We start from the raw sequence: 20,886 nt of genomic DNA, 5'->3' as shown, positions 1-20,886 counted from the left end.
GAGTTCGCGGCCTGCCAGCACTTTGACAAGCAATAGGGCACTTCGACAAGCGATCGGGCATGACGCCAACGGGAGCGATTGGTAGAAAGATGGGACTGGCAGGCTTCGCAGACAAGGGCCGTCATCATGGAGGCTGGTTGTTCCGCACCGCCTGCCTGCTGTCGCTGATCCTGGCTTGCCTGGTCTTTTCGCCGCTTTCGCGTGCTGCCGACGTACCGCTCGGCGCCACAAGCTACAAGATGGCCGGCGATGCCACCAAGATGCGCATCGTCATCAATTTCGACCGCGAACCCGACATCAAATGGTTCCTGCTGCGCGGCCCCAATCGCCTGGTCATCGATCTGCCGGCCACCAGATTTGCCCTCAATGCCAGGGATGTAAAGCCGCGCGGCCTTGTCCGCACGGTGCGTTACGGCGAGCTCGGCGAGGGGAAATCGCGGCTGATTCTCACCGGCAAGGGACCGTTCGCCGTCGACAATCTCGACGTGCTCAAGAACGGTGACGGCAACGGCTACCGGATCGCCATCGACATGTCGGCGGCCTCGCAGCGGGAATTCGACGCAGCGCTCGCCAATCAGGCGCTGACCACCGGTTCGACGGTCTCCGCCGACAAGGCCGGCAGGGTCGGTACCGGGCCGGTCTCCAATCCGGGCCATCGTTTCACCGTCGTCGTCGATCCCGGCCATGGCGGCATCGACGGCGGTGCCGAGGGCCTGAACGGTACGGTCGAAAAGAACGTGACGCTCGCCTTTGCCATGGAACTGCGCGACAAGCTCGCCGCCAGCGGCAAATACGACGTGTTCCTGACGCGCGAAACGGACGAGTTCCTGCGGCTCGACGACCGCGTGCGCATTGCCCGACAGCATGAGGCCGACCTGCTCATCTCGATCCATGCGGACACGATCAGCCTCAAGGGCATTCGCGGCGCAACCGTCTACACCGTGTCCGACAAGGCTTCCGATCCCGAGGCGCAGGCGCTTGCCGACCGTGAAAATCTTTCCGACCAGTTCGCCGGCATGGAGATCAAGGACGACAGCAAGGAAGTGACCGATATCCTGATCGACCTGATCCGCCGCGAGACGCATAATTTTTCGATGAGCTTCGCCCATACTCTCGTCGGCCAGCTTTCCACCAGCGTCGGTCTGATCAACAACCCGCAGCGTTCTGCCGGCTTCAAGGTGCTGAAGGCGCCGGACGTTCCATCCGTGCTGGTCGAACTCGGCTATCTGTCGAACGCCAAGGACGAAGCGCAGTTGCTCAGCGCCGATTGGCGCAACAAGGCGACCCAGAGCATAACCAACGCCGTTGCCCTGTTTGCTTCGGCCAAGAGCGGAACGGGGGCCGGAGGCTGAAATGTCCGCCGGCGCCCACAACCTGAAGCAGCGTTGCACGGCGACAACACCCTGTGCTTTTATTTCCGGCATTCGAAACCGAAATCCCGCGCTGCCGTATTTTGCCCACATGGTCGCGACATGGATTTTGCGATTACGGTTTGGGATCGTCCCGAAAGCTTGCGTGAAGGGCGGCTTCGTTTAGGAAATTCCCGAACCAAGGACTGGAGCGGGTATGATTCGTCTCATTGGCTATTTCTTCGGCATCGGCACGACGCTGGCCCTTTTGGTCGCGGCGGGCGTGGCGATCTATATCGGCCATTTGTCGAAGGACCTGCCCGATTACGAGGTGCTGGCCAAATACGAGCCGCCGGTGACGACCCGCATCCACGCGTCGGATGGCGCGCTGATGGCCGAATATGCGCGTGAGCGGCGGCTTTATCTGCCGATTCAGGCGATCCCGGATCGTGTCAAGGCGGCCTTCCTGTCGGCCGAGGACAAGAATTTTTACAATCACCCCGGCATCGACGTGACCGGCCTTGGCCGGGCCATTGTCGTCAACCTGCAGAATGTTGGTTCGGGAAAGCGCCAGGTCGGCGCCTCGACGATTACCCAGCAGGTGGCGAAGAACTTCCTGTTGTCTTCAGACCAGACCTACGAGCGCAAGATCAAGGAGATGATCCTCGCCTTCCGCATCGAGCAGGCCTACTCGAAGGATCGCATTCTCGAACTCTATCTCAACGAGATTTTCTTCGGCTTCGGCGCCTATGGCGTCGCCGGTGCTGCACTCACCTATTTCGACAAATCGGTGAACGAGCTCACCGTGGCCGAAGCCGCCTATCTCGCCTCCCTGCCGAAGGGGCCGAACAACTACCATCCCTTCAAGCATGCCGATCGCGCCTTGGAGCGCCGCAACTGGGTGATCGACCAGATGGTCGAGAACGGCTACGTCACGCATGAAGAAGGCGAGAAGGCCAAGGCCGAGCCGCTCGGCGTCACGCCGCGCCGCACCGGCAACTATCTCTTCGCCGGGGAGTATTTCACCGAGGAAGTGCGTCGCCAGATCATCGCGCGCTACGGCGAGAATGCGCTCTACGAAGGCGGCCTTTCCGTCCGCACGACGCTCGATCCGAAGATGCAGCTGATTGCCCGCAAGGCCATGCAGAACGGACTTATGAAGTTCGACACGCTGCGCGGCTACCGCGGGCCGGTCACGAGCATCGACGTTGCCGGCGACTGGGGTGTGCCGCTGGGCAACGTCAAGCGGTTGGAGGACGTGCCGGAATGGTCGCTCGCCGTCGTGCTCGACAGCTCGGCCACCGGCCTGTCCATCGGCCTGCAGCCGACGCGCCAGATCTCCGGCGAAATCGTCAAGGACCGCGTCGAAGGCACCGTCAGCAAGGAAGACATGAGCTTCGCCATGCGCCACGTCGTCGACGGCAGGACCGTCAAGGCGAAGTCGCCCGCCGACGTGCTGAAGCCGGGCGACGTGATTTTCGTGCAGAAGAACGACGGCTCGGACAACAGCTACAGCTTGCGCCAGGTTCCCGAAGTGGAAGGCGGCCTGATCGCCATGGACCCGCATACCGGACGCGTCCTGGCCATGGTCGGCGGTTTCTCCTACGCGCAGTCGGAGTTCAACCGGGCGACGCAGGCCATGCGCCAGCCGGGGTCGTCGTTCAAGCCGATCGTCTATTCGGCCGCCCTCGACAATGGCTATACGCCCGCCTCCGTGATCATGGACGGGCCGATCACCATCCAGAGCGGTAACACGACCTGGACGCCCAAGAACTACGACGGAACGGTGGCCGGCCCGGCGACCTTGCGGTCCGGCATCGAGAAATCGCGCAACCTGATGACGGTGCGGCTTGCCAACGACATGGGCATGAAGCTGGTCGTGGAATATGCCGAGCGTTTCGGTGTCTACGACCACCTGGCGCCGTATCTGCCGATGGCACTGGGATCCGGCGAGACGACGGTGATGCGCATGGTGTCGGCCTATTCGATCATGGCCAATGGCGGCAAGTCGATCAAGCCGTCGCTGATCGACCGCATCCAGGACCGCTACGGCAAGACCGTCTTCAGGCAGGACGAACGCGGCTGCTCGAACTGCAACGCCGCCGAGTGGCAGAACCAGCCAGAGCCGGAGCTGGTCGACAACTCCGAGCAGGTGCTCGATCCGATGACCGCCTACCAGATCACATCGATGATGGAGGGCGTCGTGCAACGCGGCACCGGCGCCACCATCAACGAGCTCGGCCGTCACATCGCCGGCAAGACCGGAACGACCAACGACGAAAAGGATGCCTGGTTCATCGGCTATACGCCGAACCTCGTTGTCGGCCTTTATATGGGCTACGATCAGCCGAAAGGCCTTGGCAAGGGCGCGACCGGCGGCGGCCTTGCCGCGCCGATCTTCAAGGATTTCATGCGCGTGGCACTGGACGGCACGCCCAATGTCGACTTCAAGGTTCCGGACGGCATGAAGCTGATTGCGATCAATCGCAAGACCGGCATGCGAGCCAACGCGGGTGACGCCGGAACCATCATCGAAGCCTTCAAGCCGGGTACCGGTCCCGCCGACAGCTACTGGGTGATCGGCATGGGTGCGGACGGCTCCAACGCCACCGGCGGGGCGCTGTCGCCGCAGGCCAACCAGGCCATCCAGTCGGGCGGCGGCGGGCTCTACTGACAATCGCTACATCGGGTCGGGCCGGCTTGACGATGATGGTCGAGCCGGTCCATTCCGCTTTACAGGGGCCGGTACATTACAGGGGCCGGCGCTTTACAGGAGACCGTGCCGTCCCTATGTATCGCGCCACCAAACCGCCATCCAGCAACAGGACAGAACAGCCAGCCATGCGCGCGGAAACGCAAAACATTGTCGACGAGATCAGGCAGGCAATCACCCTGCTGAGGAGGCATCTTTGACTGGGACCAAGCCATAAAGCGGCTTGAGTACCTGAACGTCCGTGCCGAGGATTCGAGCCTCTGGAACGAGCCGCTGGAAGCACAAAAGCTGATGCGCGAGCGTCAGGGCCTCGAGGAAGGCATTGCCGCGGTCAAAGGCCTCACCCAGGCCCTGGAAGACAATATCGGCCTGATCGAACTTGGCGAGGAAGAGGGCGACGAGGGCGTCATCGCGGAGGCCGAAGCGGCGATCCGCTCGATGCGCGGCGAGGCCAAGGCGCGCCAGATCGAAACGCTGCTGTCGGGCGAGGCTGACGCCAACGATAGCTATCTGGAAGTCCATGCCGGCGCCGGCGGCACCGAAAGCCAGGACTGGGCCTCGATGCTTCTGCGCATGTATACGCGCTGGGCCGAGCGCCGGCGCTTCAAGGTCGAGGTGCTTGAAGTGCATGACGGCGAAGAAGCCGGCATCAAGTCCGCCACGCTGCTGATCAAGGGCCACAACGCCTATGGCTGGCTGAAGACGGAATCGGGCGTGCATCGTCTCGTGCGGATTTCGCCCTATGACAGCAATGCGCGCCGCCACACCTCCTTCGCCAGCGTCTGGGTCTATCCCGTCATCGACGATACGATCGACATCGACGTTTCCGAATCCGACGTCCGTATCGACACCTATCGGTCGTCGGGATCGGGCGGCCAGCACGTCAACACCACCGATTCGGCGGTGCGCATAACCCATCTCGCCACCGGCATCGCGGTTGCCTGCCAGGCCGAGCGCTCCCAGCACAAGAACAAGGCCAAGGCCTGGGAAATGCTGCGCTCGCGGCTTTACGAGGAAGAGCTGAAGAAGCGCGAAGCGGTGGCGAACGCCACCGAAGCGTCGAAGAGCGATATTGGCTGGGGCCACCAGATACGGTCCTACGTGCTGCAGCCCTATCAGCTGGTGAAAGATCTGCGCACCGGTGTCGAGAGCACCAGCCCGTCGAGCGTGCTCGACGGCGACCTCGACGATTTCATGGAAGCCTCGCTGTCGCAGCGGATCGAAGGTGGCGCCGGCGAAACGGTGGCCGATATCGACTGAGGCCGCCGGGCACCAATCCGGCAGGAATGTGGGTTCATCACGCGAGAGTTACGGCCATCGCGCGAGAGTGACGAGCTCTCAATTTGCACTTACCTGTCGTTCTACAACTTTGTTTTTCATCGGATTTTTCAAAAATCGATTTCCGCTTTTGACTCGGATGCCGCGGGCCGCCGGTGCCAAGCCTGGAACCAGCGCGAGCCAAATCCCGTTATTGGCGATCCCGCTGCCGGGGTTGACCAGGTTTCGTCAATCAGGACGGCAGGTTGGTTCCGGCTGCAGAGGTCGGCGTTCGGTTGCGACAGCAATTGCTTGCGCCGACCAAGGAATCAGCCCAGCATTCATGCGCTGGGGAGGAAAAAAGCATTTATGGCCGGACGCGGCGTATCTGCGACCTGACGATCCGGCCACTGGGAAGACACGTTCCGGGAACGGGCAAGCGAAATGCTTGACAACCGTTGATAGGAACTGCGCTCATGCCTGCTCTCACAACCAGACCGGCCCCAGTCGCCCGCACGGCGCGCCGACTCCTGAATTCACTTGTCGCGGCAGTGGTTTTGATAGCTGCCGCCATTCCATTTGCGGCGCCTGCTCTGGCGCATGATGCCAAGCCGACCGCGGCCATGCCGCAAGGCTGGAGCTATCCCTTCTCCTGCTGCTCGGGCTATGATTGCCGCGAGGTCTCTCAGACATCGATCAGCGAACGTCCCGAGGGCTATGTCATCAAAGGAACCGGGGAAGTCGTGGCCTATAGCGACAAGCGGATCAAGAATTCGCCCGACGGCGAATATCATTGGTGCTCCGTTGCCGGTGCCAATGACGGAAAGACCATCTGCCTGTTCGTGCCGCCATCGTCCTACTAGCGCATGACGCCCAAAAGCTTGCCCACGGGCTGACCCGAGCGTGTGCAGCGGTTTTGGATCGATGGGCCTTCGATCTGTGCATCGCAGGCTCACAAGCCTGCTGACCGGCAGTTGTCAGGAGCGTTTCTTTATGCTGCCTTTGCCGTACGGGGCGGCGGCATTGTGAGGGACCAATTCATGACCATCAAGGCAAGCTGCCACTGCAAGGCGACGACGTTCGAGGTCTCGCAAGCGCCGCAGACAGTGACGCGATGCACCTGTTCCTTCTGTTCGAAACGCGGTTCGTTGTGGGCCTATTACACCCCATCGCAATTCAGGCTCACCAGCCCGCCGGAGAATGTTTCGTTCTACCAGTGGGGATCGAAAACCATAAAACACGGCTTTTGCGCCACCTGCGGCTGTGGCACCTTCACCGAGACGCCGGACTGGTCGACAGGCGAGCCGAATTTCGACAATCCGAAGATCAGCGTGAACTCGCGGCTGTTCGACGATTTCGATCTCGACAAGGTCGAAGTGGTGGTCATCGACGGCAAGAATCTCTGGTAGCCGGTCGAATTGCGGTGGTCGCGCGAGCCGCTGCAGGCGTGTGGAATTGAGCCGGGGAAAGCCGCGGCAGCGGCTTTTGCTGGTCCGCTTTTCGCCGCATTTCATGTTACAAGTCGCTGGAAGGGCTGATGCGGTGCGCCGTTGCGCGGCCGTGGAATGGAGAGGGACCACCATATGAACAAGATTGTGCTCGCCGTCGTGGCGACGGCTGTGCTCGTGAGCGCATGCACCACCGATCCCTACACCGGGGAACAGAAGGTTTCCAACACCGCTGCCGGCGCCGGTCTCGGTGCTTTGGCGGGTGCCGGGCTCGGCATGCTTGCCGGCGGTAACGACCGCCGCAACGCGCTGATCGGCGCGGGCATCGGCGCGCTTGCCGGCGGTGCCATCGGTGCCACCATGGACCAGAACGAGGCCGAACTGCGCCGACAGCTTCAGGGCACAGGCGTCAGCGTCACCCGCACCGGCGATCAGATCATCCTCAATATGCCGTCCGACATCACCTTCAACGTCGACCAGGACGCGGTGAAGGCCGGTTTCTATCCGGTGCTGAATTCGGTGGCCCTTGTGCTGAAAAAGTTCCGCCAGACCACCGTCGACGTGTTCGGCCACACCGACTCGACCGGCAGCGACGAGCACAATTTCGACCTGTCGCAGCGCCGTGCTTTGGCGGTCGCCAACTATCTGTCCGGACAGGGCGTCGATTCCCGCCGCTTCGCCGTCACCGGCTTCGGCAAGACACGTCCGATCGCCTCCAACGCGACCGCTGCCGGCCGGGCTCAGAACCGCCGCGTCGAGATCCAGCTGTCGCCGCTTACCTGAGGCAAGCGCACGAACCGGCCGCGGCCCCGCAAGGGGCCGCTCTAATGGCTATGTCGGCCCTCCGTCCGCCGGCATCCTTCGTTCGTGATGTCAGGACCGGGCCGGCTGATCGACAGTCGCGGCAACGATCCGGCGCACGATCGGAAGCACAATCAGCAGACTGGGAAACGCGACAAGCCATGAAGCGCCCCATGCATAGCTCCAGGCCGCTATGAACCCGTTCGTCCAGCCTGCGCCGATTGCCGTCGAAACCGCCGAGACAATCGAGGACATCAGAATCGAAAGAACCAACGGCATCACCACCGCGCCGTAGGAGGGCGGCAGCTTTCTCAATTTGAAGGCTCGGTCCGGTGATGCTTGCATCGAAATCTTCCTAATCAAAAAAATTTGCGTAGGCGTTATTGTGAGGACGATCAGGCGGCATATGCCGTCTGCAGCGCCAATTCCTGAATGAAGCTTCGCAGCGAACGCGGCTCGCGGCCAAGCACGGCACGCAACGTCAGGCTGTTTCCGCCGAGGCCGTATTTGGCGTAGTGGCTGTGTACTTTGGCCAGCATCTGCAACTGCCGGTCGGTATAGGGAAGGCGGGCCTTCGCCGCCCAGTCCTGAAATGTCGGCTCGCCCGCCGAAACCGGCCGGCCAAGCGCTTCGCTCATCATGGCGACGACCTCTTCGCGGCTGTGCATACCGTCGGCGCACAGCTCGAGGGTCGCATAGGACAAGCGCGCTTCGGTCAGTGCGATTGCCGCCACTTCAGCCACATCGCGATAGTCGACGCGGGCGAGCTTCGCCGTCCTTGGAAACGGCTCGGCGAAAACGCCGTGCTCGACGACGGACGGCCAGGCCGGCGCGATATTTTGCATGAAATTGGCCGGGTGCAGAATGGTGTACTCCATGTTCGTCGAATAGAGGGCAGCTTCAACGGGTACCTTGCTTGCATGGTTTTCCAGCCTCGTATTGGTCGGCTGGATCACCGACGAAAAGACGAACTTTCGAACGCCTGCTCGCGCCGCCGCCTCAACCATGGCAACCCCCATGGCGGCTTCGTCGGGAGCAAAGGCCGGTCCGATGTGAAAGACACCGTCGACACCTTTCACGGCCTGCTCAAGGCTCCGATGGTTGCGCAGATCTCCGATCGCGATCTCGGATGCGCCGCCTTTCCGGGCTTTTTCGGCACTCGCGGCGTCACGAACAAGCGCTCGAACCCTGGCATTGCGGCGGACGAGTTCAGGCACCACCAAACCGGCAACGCGGCCTGCGGCGCCTACGACCAGGACCGTTGGACTGGGTGTTCGCATGACGATCTCCTTCCTTTGAGTCTGCCTTTCGGCCTGTGCAGGGAAGATAAAATCTAGCGAACTTCGTTACAATTGATCGATTTTGCGATAGGTTCTCCCGATTTTCGGTAGAAAGGAGCGATGAGCGATGAGCCGGATAGATGATTTCGAAGCCTTCATTGCCATTGTCGAGCATGGCAGTCTGACGGCTGCCGCACGCCGGCTGAACCGCTCACTGCAGTCGGTCAGCCGGTCCCTGGCGACATTGGAGGAATCAATCGGGGTCGAGCTTCTGCACAGGACGACACGCCGCTCGACGCCGAGCGAAGCCGGAGCGGCCTTTTTCCAGCGCATCAAACCCGCCGTCGAGGAAATTAACGAAGCCAGGCTTCAGGCGGCCAATCGACGGTCGGAGCCATGGGGCATCCTGCGTGTCAGTGCCCCGGTTCTGTTCGGCCCGGACTTCCTCGTGCCGGTCATCGCCGATTATATGCGGACATATCCCCGGGTCGAGGTTGACCTCCAGCTTTCCGATGAATTTGTCGATCTCGATGCCGAGCGCCTCGATTTGGCTGTCCGAATCGGCAATTTGCCGGATTCCAATTTACGTGCGAAGCGCCTGGGCGCGCTGCGGCGCGTGGTGTTCGGCGCACCTGCCTACTTCCAGCAACACGGCCGACCGGCCCATCCGCTCGAATTGCGTGAGCATCAATGCATCGTACGAACCGTCGACGGCCGCCCAGGCGAATGGATGTTTCAGATTGAAGGCAAGCCCCGGCCGGTGAAGGTCGCGGGTACCTTCCGGTCGAATTTGATGATATCGATCTATGCGGCCGCGGTTCACGGATTGGGTCTGGGCTACTCGCCGCTTTGGCAGGTAAAGCACCTGGTGGACGATGGCCGCCTGGAACTGGTTCTAACCGAATTCGAGCCGGTGCCGGTGCCGATACACGCCGTGTGGCCGGAAGGCAGGTCGTCCTCAGCCAAAGTTCGCGCTTTTCTGGACCTGCTGGCATCCCGCCTGGAGCTCAGGGATCTTTAGCTATATAGCGAGCCTAGCGGCATACGGATCGCCGGCAGCACCAAAATCGACCGCCTCGCAGCAACGCCACAAGATTACCGAGAGCAGTACTTCTCAAAAGAGGGTGCTTCGCGCGTCGGCGGGGCCGCGCGCGAGCCGTGTCAGACCTTGGCGACGATCCGCATGAAGGCCGGCATGTCGTCGCCGAAGCCGACGGTCGCGTCATTGTCTTCCTGGCGCTGGCGGGCAGGGCGCTCGCGCTGCGGCCTGGTGTCGCCCCGTTCCGGCGCGCGCCGTTCGTTGCGATCGGGCGAAGCCTTGCGTTCAGGTGAAGCCTGGCGCTCGCTGTTTTCCGAGCGGATCGCCTCTTTGCGGGTACGCCGCTCGTCGATGTCGGCGATGGTGGCTTCGGCCACGACCGGCTGTTCCTCGCTAACTGCTTCCGGCGCTGCTTCTTCGCTGCGCCTGGCGTGGCGTTCACGCGGTTTGCGCTCGCCCCTGTCCTTGGCGTCGTCCTTGCGGCCGGCACGGCGTGGCGCACCGCGGCCACGGCGCGGGGCCTCATCCTCGCCGCCTTCGCTGGCAACGACCGTCGACAAATCGCCGTCATGCCACTCGATCTTCGTGCCGATCAGCCGCTCGATGGCGTCGATGTATTTGGTGTCCGACTTGGTCGCGATGGTGAAGGATTTGCCCGAGCGCCCGGCGCGGCCGGTACGGCCGATGCGGTGGACGTAATCCTCCGCGTGGATCGGCACGTCGTAATTGAAGACATGGCTGACATCGGGAATGTCGAGGCCGCGCGCCGCGACATCCGAAGCAACGAGGTAGCGCAGCTTGCCGTCACGGAAATTGGCCAGCATCTGCATGCGCGCGCGCTGGTCCATGTCGCCGTGCAGGGCGCCGGCGTCGAAATCATATTTCAGCAGCGAGCGGAACAGCTCCGATACCTCGATCTTGCGGTTGCAGAAGATGATGGCGTTCTTCAGCTCGGCATCCTCGGCTTTCATCAGATTGCGCAGCGTCTCGCGCTTGTCCCAGGGTTTCGGGCCGGATTTCACCAGCCGCTGGGTGATGTTGGTGGCGGCCGATGCTGCCTTCGACACTTCGACGCGCACCGGTGCGTGCAGGAATTTCTCGGTGAGCTTGGTGATTTCCGGCGGCATCGTCGCCGAGAAGAACAGCGTCTGCCTGGTGAACGGGATCATCTCGCAGATACGCTCGATGTCGGGGATAAAGCCCATGTCGAGCATGCGGTCGGCCTCGTCGATGACGAGGATCTCGACGCCGTTGAGCAGGAGCTTGCCGCGCTCGCGATGGTCGAGCAGGCGGCCGGGGGTCGCGATCAGCACATCGGCGCCGCGCTCGAGCTTCTTGTCCTGCTCGTCGAAGGACACGCCGCCGATCAGCAGTGCGATATTGAGCTTGTGGTTCTTGCCGTATTTGACGAAGTTTTCCTCGACCTGCGCGGCGAGCTCGCGCGTCGGCTCGAGGATCAGCGTGCGCGGCATGCGCGCGCGGGCGCGGCCCTTTTCCAGCCGGGTAAGCATCGGCAGGACGAAGGACGCCGTCTTGCCGGTGCCGGTCTGGGCAATGCCCAGCACGTCCTTGCCGAGCAAGGCGTGCGGGATAGCACCAGCCTGGATCGGCGTCGGCTCGGTGTAGCCGGCATCGGTAACTGCGGAAAGGACCTTCGGCGACAGGCCGAGGTCTGCGAAGGTCAACGCTTCTTGAGCGATCTGGGTGTCTGAGGACAAGTTTGGCTGTCTTTGGCTGGTTCGGGGGCGCAACATATGCAGTCGCGGCAAGCGCCGCGCGCCTGCAAGATTGGTATTGCAGGTAGGCGCAAGCCCACGATTTGTCAACACAAACGGGCGGCATTGGTGCGATTGTGAAGCCGTAAGCTTAATCGCGATGCTTAATTTGCGCAGCGGCCGCCGCGCCGGCTCAGTAGCGGAACTGTTCGGCGAGAATGCGCTCGTTCCACGAATGGTTGGGATCGAACAGCAGCGTCGCCGTTGCCGTCGGCGATTCCCTCACCGTGACCGTCGTCACCGCCTTGACCTCGGTGTGGTCGGCGGCGGCGTTCACCGGCCGCTTTTCCGGCTCCAGAATGTCGAAACGCACGATCGCCTTGTTGGAGAGCAGCGCGCCGCGCCCGCGGCGCGGACGCAACGGGCTGACCGGGGTCAGCGCCAACAGCGGAGCGTCGAGCGGCAGGATCGGCCCGTGCGCCGACAGATTATATGCGGTCGAGCCGGCCGGCGTCGCAATCATCACGCCGTCGCAGTGCAATTCCTCCAGCCGCTCTTGCCCATCCACGGTGATGCGGATCTTGGCCGTCTGGTACGACTGGCGCCAAAGCGCAACCTCGTTGATCGCGAGCGCCGAAATCGTCTCGCCTTCGGCCGTCACCGCCTGCATCTCCAGCGGACGGATCGTTTCGGCAACGGCCGCCGCGATGCGCCCGGTCAAGCCGCTGGCGCGGTATTCGTTCATCAGGAAACCGATGGTGCCACGGTTCATGCCGTAGACCTTCTTTCCCGTGCTCATCGTCTCACGCAGGGTCTGCAGCAAAAAGCCGTCGCCGCCGAGCGCCACGACGATCCCGGCTTCTTCGACGGATGCCTGGCCGTAACGCGCAGAAAGGCTTTCAAGCGCCGCATTGGCGTCGGCTGTACCGGATGAGACGAAGGCGAAACGGCTGGCGGTTTTGCTCATGGCTCTCAACGACAACCGATTGGCGATGACCGTCTGGCGACCGATTGGCGGCGACCGGTTGCTGGGCCGCGCCAGCGCCGGGTTAGCATGGGTGGGCATTTCTGCAAAGGGAGGGAGGTGCCTGGAGATGGCGACCAAACAAGCCGCACTCGCGCATCATGTCGGAGGACAAAATGATGTGATGGTTAAGACTCGCCTTAAACTCTCGTAAAGCCATATCGATCATGTTAGCCGGCAGCGGACGGGCGGCGTGGGGGGCTAACCAGTCGAGGCCGATCTATTGCCGCTGGCACGCTTGATTATTGTCTTCCTGATGCTGGCAAGTTTTGCCCTGGCTTTCGCGGAACTGGTGCGCCAGGCGGAGGAAAAGAGCTTTAGACCCGAGCCCACGGCCTCGCGCTGCGGCGACGCGGCGGGGACACCCTGTCCGCAAAGGGCGCTTTGACGCCACAGCGCCAGTGATTATGGGGCTTGCAACAGATGGCAGCCAGCCTGGCGCTTTTGCGCCAGATACTCGTCGATAAGCTGGCGATAGCGAACTTTGCCGAAACTCGGGAAATGGCCGCCGTGCACGACCGAGACATCGAGATCGCGCATGCGCAGCAGCGTTTCGACATAATCGTCGATATCGGAGTGATAGACGTCGTCGATCAGCGGGCCGTCATAGATGATGTCGCCGGAAAACAGGATGCCCGTCCTGTTTTCGTAGAGCGCAATGCCGCCGGGTGAATGGCCGGGCGTGTGGATGACCTCGAAGGCACGGTCGCCGAGATCGACGATGTCGCCTTGCTCGAGCAACCGGCCGGCTGGTGCGGGCAGGATCCGGTAGCGCTTCGTGTCCCAGCCTTGCGGCATGCCGTCGAACATCTCGTCGGTGGCATAGCGGTCGGCAACCGTCCATTCGTTGCGTGGATCGGCGAGGATTTCGGCCTCGGCCGGGTGCACGCAGCGGTCGGGAAATTCGTGATGGCAGCCGATATGATCGAAATGGGTGTGACTGGCCACGCAGGTGAGCTTGCGCTCCGTGACCAGCGGCACGTGGCGGCGCAGGCTGAAATGGCCGAGGCCGGTATCGAACAGAAGATCGCGGTCGCGGCCGCGCACATGCCAGATGTTGCAGCGGAAGAACGGCTTGATCCACGGCTCGTGGATCAGCGTCACGCCATCGCCCATGCGGATAGTTTCGTACCAGTCAGGAGCGTCGATGATTGGAAGCGTGCTCATGTTTGGTCCGCAAGCAGGATGATGTCGCCAGCATCGCACGATACCGCGACAACGTCGCCCGGCTGGACGGCCGATGCGGCCGCGACCTTGGCGATGAAGTGCAGCGCCGGGTCGGTCGTGGAGGTCCCCAGCACACGCTTGAAGCTGCCCTGGAAGACGACGTCGCTGACCTTGACCATGCCAAGCGCCACAGCACCGCCTGCAGCGCCGAGAACAAGATGCTCCGGGCGGATGGCCAGCGCAACGGCCAAGCCGGGCGGCAATGTGCCGGGCAGCGAGAGCGACCCAAGCTTCGTGGTGACGGCGATTTTGCCGCTCTTCGCCTCGGTCACCGTTCCCGATATCAGCGTGCTTTCGCCCATGAAAGTCGCGGAAAAGCGCGTCGCTGGCCGGGCATAGACGCGCTCGGGCGGTCCTTCGTCCTCGATGCGCCCGTCATTCATCACCACGCAATGATCGGCCAGCGCCATCGCCTCTTCCTGATCGTGAGTGACGTGGATGAAGGCGGTGCCGACGCGTTTCTGGATCGCCTTCAACTCGTCCTGCATCTGCCGGCGCAATTTCAGGTCGAGCGCGCCGAGCGGCTCGTCGAGCAGCAGCACCGCCGGCTCGACCACCAGGGCGCGCGCCAGTGCCACGCGCTGCCGCTGACCGCCGGAAAGCTGGTGCGGCTTCTTGTCGAAGGCAGTGGCCAGCCCAACCAGCGCCAGCGCCTCGCGCGCCCTTGCTGCCCGGGTTGCGGCATCGACACCCCGCATGCGCAGGCCGAAGCCGACATTGCTGCCGACGCTCATATGCGGAAACAGCGCGTAGTCCTGGAACACGGTCGTCGTCGGCCGCTTCGCCGGTGGCACGGCAGTGCAGTCCTCGCCGCGGATCAGCACCTTGCCTTCGCTCGGCGTGACGAAGCCGCCGAGGATGGACAGAAGCGTCGTCTTGCCGGACCCGGACGGCCCGAGCAGGATCGTGTAGCTGCCAGGCTCGATCGTCAGCGAGACGTTCTTCAGCACGGTATGCTGGCCGAAGCGATGCGAGACGGAGCTTATATCGACCAGTGGCGCACTCATGCCGGCTTCCTCCGCAACAGCATCAGCTCGAACAATACCACCAGCACGATGGAGACGGCGAAGACCAGCGAGCCGACGGCGTTGGTCTTGGGATTGAGGCCGGAGCGCAGCAGGTTCCAGATCTCGACCGGCAGCGTCGTATCGAAGCGCGTCAATAGGAACGAGATGACGAATTCGTCCCAGGAGAAGGTCATCGACAGAAAGAAACCGGCGAAGATCGCCGGTGCCATGACAGGCACGGTGATCAGCAGCAGCACCGTCCATTCGGGCGCGCCGAGGTCGCGCGCGGCGCGCTCGATGTTGATCTGGTGGTCGCCCATCTGGCTGTAGACGATGGCAAAGCAGAGCGGCAGGTTGATCACGACGTGGCCGATGCCGGCGGCAGTGAGCGACTTCGGCACGCCGGCCCAGTTGAACAGCACCAGCAGCCCCATGCCGATGATGAGATAGCTGACGGTCAAGGGCAAGGTGATCAGCCCGCGCATCAGGCCCGAGCCCGGCAAAGCGAAGCGCGCAAAACCCCAGGCGGAGAGAAAGCCCAACGTGACGGCGGCAGCCGAGGAGACGACCGCCACCAGCAGCGAATTGACCAGAGCCGAAGTCAGCCGCGTGTCGGCGAGCACGGCCTCGTACCAGCGCAGCGAAGGCCCGGTGAAGGGCGGGATCGGAAACGAGGTTGCCTGCAGCGAAAACAGCACCAGAACGATGACCGGTAGAAAGATGAAGCCGTAGATTGCGATGGCGTAAAGGCCGGAGACGAGGCGGATGAGCGCGCGCATGGTCAGGCCCGCTCGATCTTCAGCCAGCGGGAGCAGGCGAGATAGGCAACGGTGACCACCGCCATCAGGATGATCGACAGCGCCGAGGCGAGCGGAAAGTCGCCGCGCCGGCCGATCTGCATCATGACGAGTTGCGGCATCAACAGCTCGTTGTTGCCGCCGAGGATCTGCGGCGTGATGTAGTCGCCGATGCACAGCACGAAGGTGAGGAAGGCGCCGACCATGATACCGGGGAGCGTCAGCGGCAGAACGACATGCAGGAAAGTCCGAACCGGCCCGGCGCCGAGGTCGGCGGCGGCCTTGCGATAGCTGGGGCTGAGCTGCTTCAGATTGGCGAAGATCGTCAGCGTCAACAGCATGACGAAGAAATGCACGAAGCCGATGACGGTGGCCAGCCGCGTATTGGCGAGCTGCAGCGGCTCGCTGAACAGGCCGGAGCCGGTCAACGCATGGTTGACGACGCCGTTCTGCGCCAGCACCAGCAGCCACGAATAGGAGCGCACGACATAGGAGGTCCAGAACGGCAGCACTGCCAGCATCAGCGCCAGCCGCTGCCAGCGCTCCGGCACCTGCTCGGCCAGGATCCAGGCAAAAGGATAGGCGAGCAGCACGGAGATCACGGTGACGATCGCTGTGACCTGCAGCGAGTTCACCATCGCCTGCCAGTAGGACGGATTGGCAAAGAACTGGCTGTAGTTGGACAGCGTGAAGCCGCCGCCTTCATGTGCCGTCAGGCTGGATACCGCCATGGCGACGAAGGGCAGCACGAAGAACAGCAACGTCCAGCCGAGCGCCGGCGTGACCAGCGCCCAGGGCAGGGCACGCCCGCTGTTGACGGCGTTCACGACCGGCTGCCGGTCATTGCGCCTGCAGCATTTCGGTCCAGACGTCCTGCATCTTCTTGTCGAGGTCGGCGTTCGGCGCAGGATAGGACTGGGCGCGGGCGAGGAATTCCGGCTGCTCGTCAAAGCGCAGGATCTTCTTCTGCTCGTCGCTCAACGCCGCCTTGCTGTTGGCCGGCATGCCCCAATAGCAGGACGAGGTGGCGAGCCGCGCCTGGCCTTCGGGGCTCATAATGTACTGGATGAATTTAAGCGCCAGCTCCTTGTTCTTGGAATCCTTGAACATTGCCAGCGACTGCGACCACAGCACGGCGCCTTCGTTCGGGATAGAGAAGTCCAGGGCAGGGTTTTCCTTGGCCAGCCCCGCCGTCACCCATTCGCCGCCGCCGACCAGAATGTCGACCTCGCCGGTCGCCAGCGCCGTCTGGCTGGCGGTCACTTCGCCGACCAGCTTGGCGTTGGCCTTCATTTTGAGCAGCTCTTCCTTGATGGCGGGAAGGTCGGCTTCGGTCAGGTCCGCCGTCTTCTTGCCGATCGCCAGTGCGGCCATGCCGATGACCGGCAGGTAATAATCGTAGATGGCGATCTTGCCCTTGTATTTGTCGCCGGTCAGCGCGGCAAGCGACTGCATGTCGGCCGGGTCGACCTTGGTCTTGTTGTAGCCGATCGTGTTGTAGCCGAACTTTTCGGTGATGCCGTAACGCTTGCCGTCAACGACGGTGGAGCTGTCCATCTTCACCTGCGGAAACAGGTCGGCCAGCGGCAGCTTGTCTTCCGGCAGCGGCTCGAACAGGCCTTTTTCGACGCCGCGCGGTACGTCGATGCTGTCGATCACCATCACGTCCCAGTCGCCGGGCTGCGATTGTTCGACGATGGCCAGGCCGGCGCCCGTGCCTTCAAACTCCTTGACATTGACCTTGACGCCGTTCGCTTCCTCGAACGGCTGCAGCAGCGCCGGATCGGCGTGATCGCACCAGATCAGCGCGTTGAGATCCTGCGCCTGAGCGAGGCTGCCCGCCGCCAGCAGCAGTGCTGCCGCGGCACAGGCGCCTTGGAGATGGCTCTTCAGAACGGAAAGCGGATTCCTGACGGTTGGATTGGGGGTCTTTGGATTGATGGACATCGAGTGTTCTCCCATGCCTTTTTGGCTTGTAGGAAAAAATTGAACCAATTCTAAAATTGAGTCAATTCTGTTTTTGTGGCAAACAGCCGCTATGAGCGGATTGCGGGCAAGGCAGAAGGCGGATCGGCACCGCCGCATCATCGAGGCGGCGGCGGCGCTTTTCCGCGATGCGGGTTATGAAGGCGCCAAGATCGAGACCATCGCCGCGCAGGCCGAAGTCTCGGTCGGTACCATCTACAATTACTACCAGAACAAGGGTGATATCCTCGGCGCCATCGTCTCGATGGAGGTCAACGAGGTGCTCAATGCCGGGCGCGGCGTCGTCGCCAACCCGCCGGCCAACGTCGGCGACGCTCTCGATACGCTGCTCGGCATCTATATCGAGCACTCGCTGCATTATCTCAGCAAGGAGATGTGGCGGCAGGCGATGGCAATCTCGACGCAGCTGCCCGACAGCCCGTTCGGCCAGGCCTATACCGGGCTGGACCGCGCGCTGACCGAGCAGATCCGCGCACTGATCGTCCGCCTGCAGGCGCTCGGCCTGGTGCGTCGCGACATCGACGGGCCGGCACTCGGCGAACTCATCTTCAACAACATGAACATGATGTTCATCGAATTCGTGAAGCGCGAGGAGGCGAGGATTGCCGAACTGCGCACGGCGATACGCAGGCAGAACAGGATATTGGTGGCGGCGATCGGAGTGTAAGAAGATCAAGGGCGAGTTGGGCCTGCAACACAAATCGCCGCAGCCGGAGCATCGCCTACCGGCTGATCAGCCATAGAATGGCCGAGAGCACGATGCTGACCAGTATCCCCGTGGTGATAGGGACATAAAGCCTGAAGTTCTCACGCTCGATCACGATATCGCCGGGCAGCCTGCCAAGGCCGGTCCGGGCCAACCAAGGCCACAGCAGGCCTACGGCAACTATGCTGAGACCAACGACGATCAGAGTTCGCGACATGGCAGCATCCTGCCGGAAATAGCATCGTGCCAGAAATATAGTGTTGACGGGTCTTGCAAGCAGCGCTTCCTTTCGATGTTGCCTCTTGAGTTGAGGTTGAAATCTGATACAACCTAAAAGGGTATCAGGGGAGGGATTGGATGCAGATTTCCATCTGGCATTGGGCTATAGTGCCGCTGCTGATCGGCGTGCCTGTTTTCTTTGCCATTCGGTCAGCCGCAAAGCCATTGCAGGATACTTCGGCTCTCGTAGGTTTCGGAGGCTGGCTTATGCTGCTGGCGATCCTTCAGGCTTTCTCCCCGCTACGCACGCTCGTCTCATTAGGCTCATCGAGTGAAGGCTACCGACAGCTCATGACGCTCCCGAATGGCACTTTGGCGATCTACGGAGAGATTGCCCTCTTGCTGGCGTTTGTGGTGTTCCAGGTGGTTGTGCTCTTTGCGATGCTGCTGCGGAGTTACCGCTTCAAGCAGCTATTCCTGTATCAGTGGTTTGCAATACCAACCGTATTTATTCTGGACACGGTGTGGATCTCAGCGGTTATGAGCGCTCCTGTGAGCTTCGTGCTTACAGCGGATGGGCTGGTAATGCCCGCAGTTTCTTTTGTACTGACCGGGATCTGGGTCGCCTACGTCTACAAGTCGGTCAGGGTGAGAAACACGTTCGACAGGGCCGCCATATCCGGTCAGGTCGCGAGTGCTTCATAGAGCTTGCCGCGAGTCCTGCGTATGGCTGCCGACAAAAATGCCGGGCGCCCAATATGGACCCGGATCATCCGGCTACTAGGCCTGCTCGAGCGAGGATTTCAGGAGCCGGCATGACATGCCCGTGCGGCTTGCAGTAGTCCGGGTCGATCGCGCGATAGCCGAGCAGATGGCCGAGTGGCGCCAGGATCGCCAGCGCCACTCGCTGAATCGCAGGTGGCGGGTGCGTGAAGACGATCACGTCGGCAAATTCTCTGGCGATGACTGCTGCCTGAAGCGGCGAAGGTCTACCTTTTCTGTCCACCTTGCCGGCATTGGCCAGGCCGAAGAGCATGCCGATCAGCAGCTCGAAACGGTTCGGGTCGACATTGTCCGCAGCTGGCGCCCGGTCGACTTCGACCAGGACATGCGCTTCTTCGGTTTTGCTGCTGTTCCACCAATCATGTGCGACGCCTGCTTCGACCGTGGCGGATTGGCCAGGCCCCAGGGCCAAAGTCTTCCCGGCGATGCAAGCGTCGAGACGGCCACGGAGGACGGTAAACCGTTCCGTCAGATTCGGGTGGAAGTGCTCGCCCACCACTGCGGCTCCCGGCCGGGCGGTCAGATGAGCGATGCCAGGTCCCTGGCCGCGGTCTTCGGTGCCGCGCAGGATGACCGCATATTCGCCGGTCACCTTGTTCTCGTAGACATCTCCACAGCGTGACATGGATCGGCTCCGGAGTTTCAGAGCACCACTGCCCGGCAACTCTATCGTCAAAGGCTTGGTCGTTCAACGACGCTCCAACGGGCGATTGCGGAAACACCAGTTGCCGGCTCTTCGTCAACGCGGGCGACCAGCGCTCTACCGAACATGCTTGGGCGGCCGCGCACGCGGAAACGGCACGACCGTCAGTGGCGCCTTGCGGAATTCCGCGATGGCTATTTCTTCAATCAGCGCGTCGAGGACCTCGTTGACGCGTCGGCTCGTTTCATCTGCGCCGCAGAGGCGGTTTTGTGCGCACTCCAAAAGCTCGCGCGCCGCGGCGAAATCGCTTCGCATGACAACACCCGTTGGTTTGGCCCGCCACACGGGGCATTGTCGGCGCGCTTAATTGAGCGAGTGCTAATATACACAGGGGCAATTTAATCGAATGCTGTTAAATGGCCCTGAGCCGGAGAGGGGCCGAAATGATGGCTGTAAGGGCCAGGCACTAATGGGCGTCTCCGTCTCTTGGTATGAGATGCCAAAGCGCAATCTGGCCTCAGATTAAGCCGGCAAGTTCACGCGACGTTTGTGGTTCCCCGACGGGGACGGAACGCGTGGCCCTAAAACGTTCTTGGGCGGCTAAGATATTCTCTGGCGGCGGCAATCTGGCGCCGGTGCTCGCGCAGGAAGGCTGCGCCGAAACAAATGGCGAAGGCCAGTACCGAAAGGCTTGTCGTTGCTCTTGATGTTGGATCGGGGTCGGGACTTGTCAGCAAACGAAAACCGAACGCGAAGGCGAAGACGATAAGGCCGCCAAACATCCCGTTGATGAAGGGGGCGGTCGTGCGTTTCTGCTCCAACGGAAACTCCCATGGTTTCCGATGCAGTTATATGCGTTTGAATTGATGTGCCACCGCTCTTGACGGCCCGA

At 62.1% G+C, this 20,886-nt stretch carries 24 protein-coding genes; 11 read left to right on the top strand and 13 right to left on the bottom strand.

Annotated features, from left to right (window positions below):
* Positions 1-89 precede the first annotated feature (89 nt).
* The 7 genes from NKI72_RS24695 (at position 90) to NKI72_RS24665 (ending at position 7,550) form a co-directional block, all read left to right on the top strand.
* On the top strand, positions 90-1,352 hold the full coding sequence (locus NKI72_RS24695) for an N-acetylmuramoyl-L-alanine amidase (protein ID WP_352835949.1): 1,263 nt from the start codon (positions 90-92) through the stop codon (positions 1,350-1,352).
* Between the two features lies 1 nt (position 1,353).
* Positions 1,354-1,536 (top strand): hypothetical protein, encoded by a 183-nt coding sequence (locus NKI72_RS24690; RefSeq protein ID WP_352457449.1) that lies wholly within the window; start codon positions 1,354-1,356, stop codon positions 1,534-1,536.
* Positions 1,537-1,566: 30 nt separating this feature from the next.
* A complete protein-coding gene (locus tag NKI72_RS24685; protein WP_352835946.1) occupies positions 1,567-4,023 on the top strand; it encodes a penicillin-binding protein 1A in 2,457 nt (818 codons plus the stop codon).
* Positions 4,024-4,190: 167 nt separating this feature from the next.
* Positions 4,191-5,322 (top strand): peptide chain release factor 2 gene (gene prfB / locus NKI72_RS24680; RefSeq protein ID WP_352451084.1). Its coding sequence is split into 2 segments (ribosomal slippage): positions 4,191-4,256 and positions 4,258-5,322, totalling 1,131 coding nucleotides; the frame shifts between segments, so codons are not numbered across the junction.
* Positions 5,323-5,795: 473 nt separating this feature from the next.
* The gene (locus NKI72_RS24675; protein WP_031212810.1) at positions 5,796-6,182 is read left to right on the top strand and encodes a hypothetical protein; all 387 of its coding nucleotides are present in this window, start codon (positions 5,796-5,798) and stop codon (positions 6,180-6,182) included.
* A 177-nt stretch (positions 6,183-6,359) separates the two neighbouring features.
* Positions 6,360-6,728 (top strand): GFA family protein, encoded by a 369-nt coding sequence (locus NKI72_RS24670; RefSeq protein ID WP_023679923.1) that lies wholly within the window; start codon positions 6,360-6,362, stop codon positions 6,726-6,728.
* A gap of 174 nt (positions 6,729-6,902) precedes the next feature.
* Entirely contained in the window at positions 6,903-7,550 is a 648-nt protein-coding gene (locus NKI72_RS24665; protein ID WP_352835943.1) for a YiaD family glycine zipper/OmpA-like lipoprotein, read from the top strand.
* 90 nt (positions 7,551-7,640) lie between these two features.
* Here NKI72_RS24665 and NKI72_RS24660 read toward each other — a convergent pair whose 3' ends face one another.
* Positions 7,641-7,913, bottom strand: coding sequence for a DUF2798 domain-containing protein (locus NKI72_RS24660; RefSeq protein WP_352835940.1), 273 nt, complete (start codon positions 7,911-7,913; stop codon positions 7,641-7,643).
* Between the two features lie 50 nt (positions 7,914-7,963).
* Positions 7,964-8,848, bottom strand: a complete 885-nt coding sequence (locus tag NKI72_RS24655; protein ID WP_352835937.1) for an NmrA/HSCARG family protein — start codon at positions 8,846-8,848, stop codon at positions 7,964-7,966.
* A 127-nt stretch (positions 8,849-8,975) separates the two neighbouring features.
* Here NKI72_RS24655 and NKI72_RS24650 point away from each other — a divergent pair, with 127 nt between their 5' ends.
* Positions 8,976-9,869 (top strand): LysR family transcriptional regulator, encoded by an 894-nt coding sequence (locus NKI72_RS24650; RefSeq protein WP_352472770.1) that lies wholly within the window; start codon positions 8,976-8,978, stop codon positions 9,867-9,869.
* A 140-nt stretch (positions 9,870-10,009) separates the two neighbouring features.
* Here NKI72_RS24650 and NKI72_RS24645 read toward each other — a convergent pair whose 3' ends face one another.
* Both NKI72_RS24645 and NKI72_RS24640 read right to left on the bottom strand, forming a co-directional pair.
* Entirely contained in the window at positions 10,010-11,605 is a 1,596-nt protein-coding gene (locus NKI72_RS24645) for a DEAD/DEAH box helicase (RefSeq protein WP_352766704.1), read from the bottom strand.
* A gap of 190 nt (positions 11,606-11,795) precedes the next feature.
* Positions 11,796-12,569: an NAD kinase gene (locus NKI72_RS24640; RefSeq protein ID WP_352851068.1), complete on the bottom strand. Its 774-nt coding sequence runs from the start codon at positions 12,567-12,569 to the stop codon at positions 11,796-11,798.
* Positions 12,570-12,849: 280 nt separating this feature from the next.
* Here NKI72_RS24640 and NKI72_RS24635 point away from each other — a divergent pair, with 280 nt between their 5' ends.
* Positions 12,850-13,014 carry a hypothetical protein gene (locus tag NKI72_RS24635; protein ID WP_352835934.1) on the top strand — a complete coding sequence of 55 codons (165 nt, stop codon included), beginning with the start codon at positions 12,850-12,852 and terminating at the stop codon, positions 13,012-13,014.
* 17 nt (positions 13,015-13,031) lie between these two features.
* Here NKI72_RS24635 and NKI72_RS24630 read toward each other — a convergent pair whose 3' ends face one another.
* From NKI72_RS24630 to NKI72_RS24610, 5 genes are read right to left on the bottom strand one after another with little or no spacing between them, the layout of a single operon-like run.
* Positions 13,032-13,793, bottom strand: a complete 762-nt coding sequence (locus NKI72_RS24630; RefSeq protein WP_352851067.1) for an MBL fold metallo-hydrolase — start codon at positions 13,791-13,793, stop codon at positions 13,032-13,034.
* A complete protein-coding gene (locus tag NKI72_RS24625) occupies positions 13,790-14,860 on the bottom strand; it encodes an ABC transporter ATP-binding protein (RefSeq protein WP_352835930.1) in 1,071 nt (356 codons plus the stop codon). The genes NKI72_RS24630 and NKI72_RS24625 overlap by 4 nt, the downstream gene beginning before the upstream one ends.
* Positions 14,857-15,639, bottom strand: a complete 783-nt coding sequence (locus NKI72_RS24620) for an ABC transporter permease (RefSeq protein ID WP_352835927.1) — start codon at positions 15,637-15,639, stop codon at positions 14,857-14,859. Before NKI72_RS24620 ends, NKI72_RS24625 begins: the two co-directional genes overlap by 4 nt.
* 2 nt (positions 15,640-15,641) lie before the next feature.
* Positions 15,642-16,484 (bottom strand): ABC transporter permease, encoded by an 843-nt coding sequence (locus tag NKI72_RS24615; RefSeq protein ID WP_352835925.1) that lies wholly within the window; start codon positions 16,482-16,484, stop codon positions 15,642-15,644.
* A gap of 13 nt (positions 16,485-16,497) precedes the next feature.
* Positions 16,498-17,604 carry a polyamine ABC transporter substrate-binding protein gene (locus NKI72_RS24610; RefSeq protein WP_352851066.1) on the bottom strand — a complete coding sequence of 369 codons (1,107 nt, stop codon included), beginning with the start codon at positions 17,602-17,604 and terminating at the stop codon, positions 16,498-16,500.
* A 91-nt stretch (positions 17,605-17,695) separates the two neighbouring features.
* Here NKI72_RS24610 and NKI72_RS24605 point away from each other — a divergent pair, with 91 nt between their 5' ends.
* Positions 17,696-18,310, top strand: a complete 615-nt coding sequence (locus NKI72_RS24605) for a TetR/AcrR family transcriptional regulator (protein ID WP_352472778.1) — start codon at positions 17,696-17,698, stop codon at positions 18,308-18,310.
* Between the two features lie 55 nt (positions 18,311-18,365).
* On the opposite strand, the gene NKI72_RS24600 is transcribed toward NKI72_RS24605, so the two are convergent.
* Positions 18,366-18,566, bottom strand: coding sequence for a DUF2905 domain-containing protein (locus tag NKI72_RS24600; protein ID WP_352835919.1), 201 nt, complete (start codon positions 18,564-18,566; stop codon positions 18,366-18,368).
* A gap of 140 nt (positions 18,567-18,706) precedes the next feature.
* On the opposite strand from NKI72_RS24600, the gene NKI72_RS24595 reads away from it, so the two are divergent.
* Complete coding sequence (locus NKI72_RS24595; protein WP_352835916.1) at positions 18,707-19,273, top strand: DUF2569 family protein; 567 nt, start codon at positions 18,707-18,709, stop codon at positions 19,271-19,273.
* Positions 19,274-19,337: 64 nt separating this feature from the next.
* Here NKI72_RS24595 and NKI72_RS24590 read toward each other — a convergent pair whose 3' ends face one another.
* From NKI72_RS24590 to NKI72_RS24580, 3 genes are all read right to left on the bottom strand, one after another.
* The gene (locus NKI72_RS24590) at positions 19,338-19,976 is read right to left on the bottom strand and encodes a cupin domain-containing protein (RefSeq protein ID WP_352835913.1); all 639 of its coding nucleotides are present in this window, start codon (positions 19,974-19,976) and stop codon (positions 19,338-19,340) included.
* 135 nt (positions 19,977-20,111) lie between these two features.
* Entirely contained in the window at positions 20,112-20,309 is a 198-nt protein-coding gene (locus NKI72_RS24585; protein ID WP_352541362.1) for a hypothetical protein, read from the bottom strand.
* Positions 20,310-20,575: 266 nt separating this feature from the next.
* Positions 20,576-20,815, bottom strand: coding sequence for a hypothetical protein (locus NKI72_RS24580; protein ID WP_352541361.1), 240 nt, complete (start codon positions 20,813-20,815; stop codon positions 20,576-20,578).
* Between the last annotated feature and the right edge of the window lie 71 nt (positions 20,816-20,886).

Origin of the sequence: Mesorhizobium sp. M0437, assembly GCF_040321335.1 — a bacterium.
In the GTDB taxonomy this organism is placed as follows: domain Bacteria; phylum Pseudomonadota; class Alphaproteobacteria; order Rhizobiales; family Rhizobiaceae; genus Mesorhizobium.
This window is presented reverse-complemented; position numbering and strand designations above follow the sequence as displayed.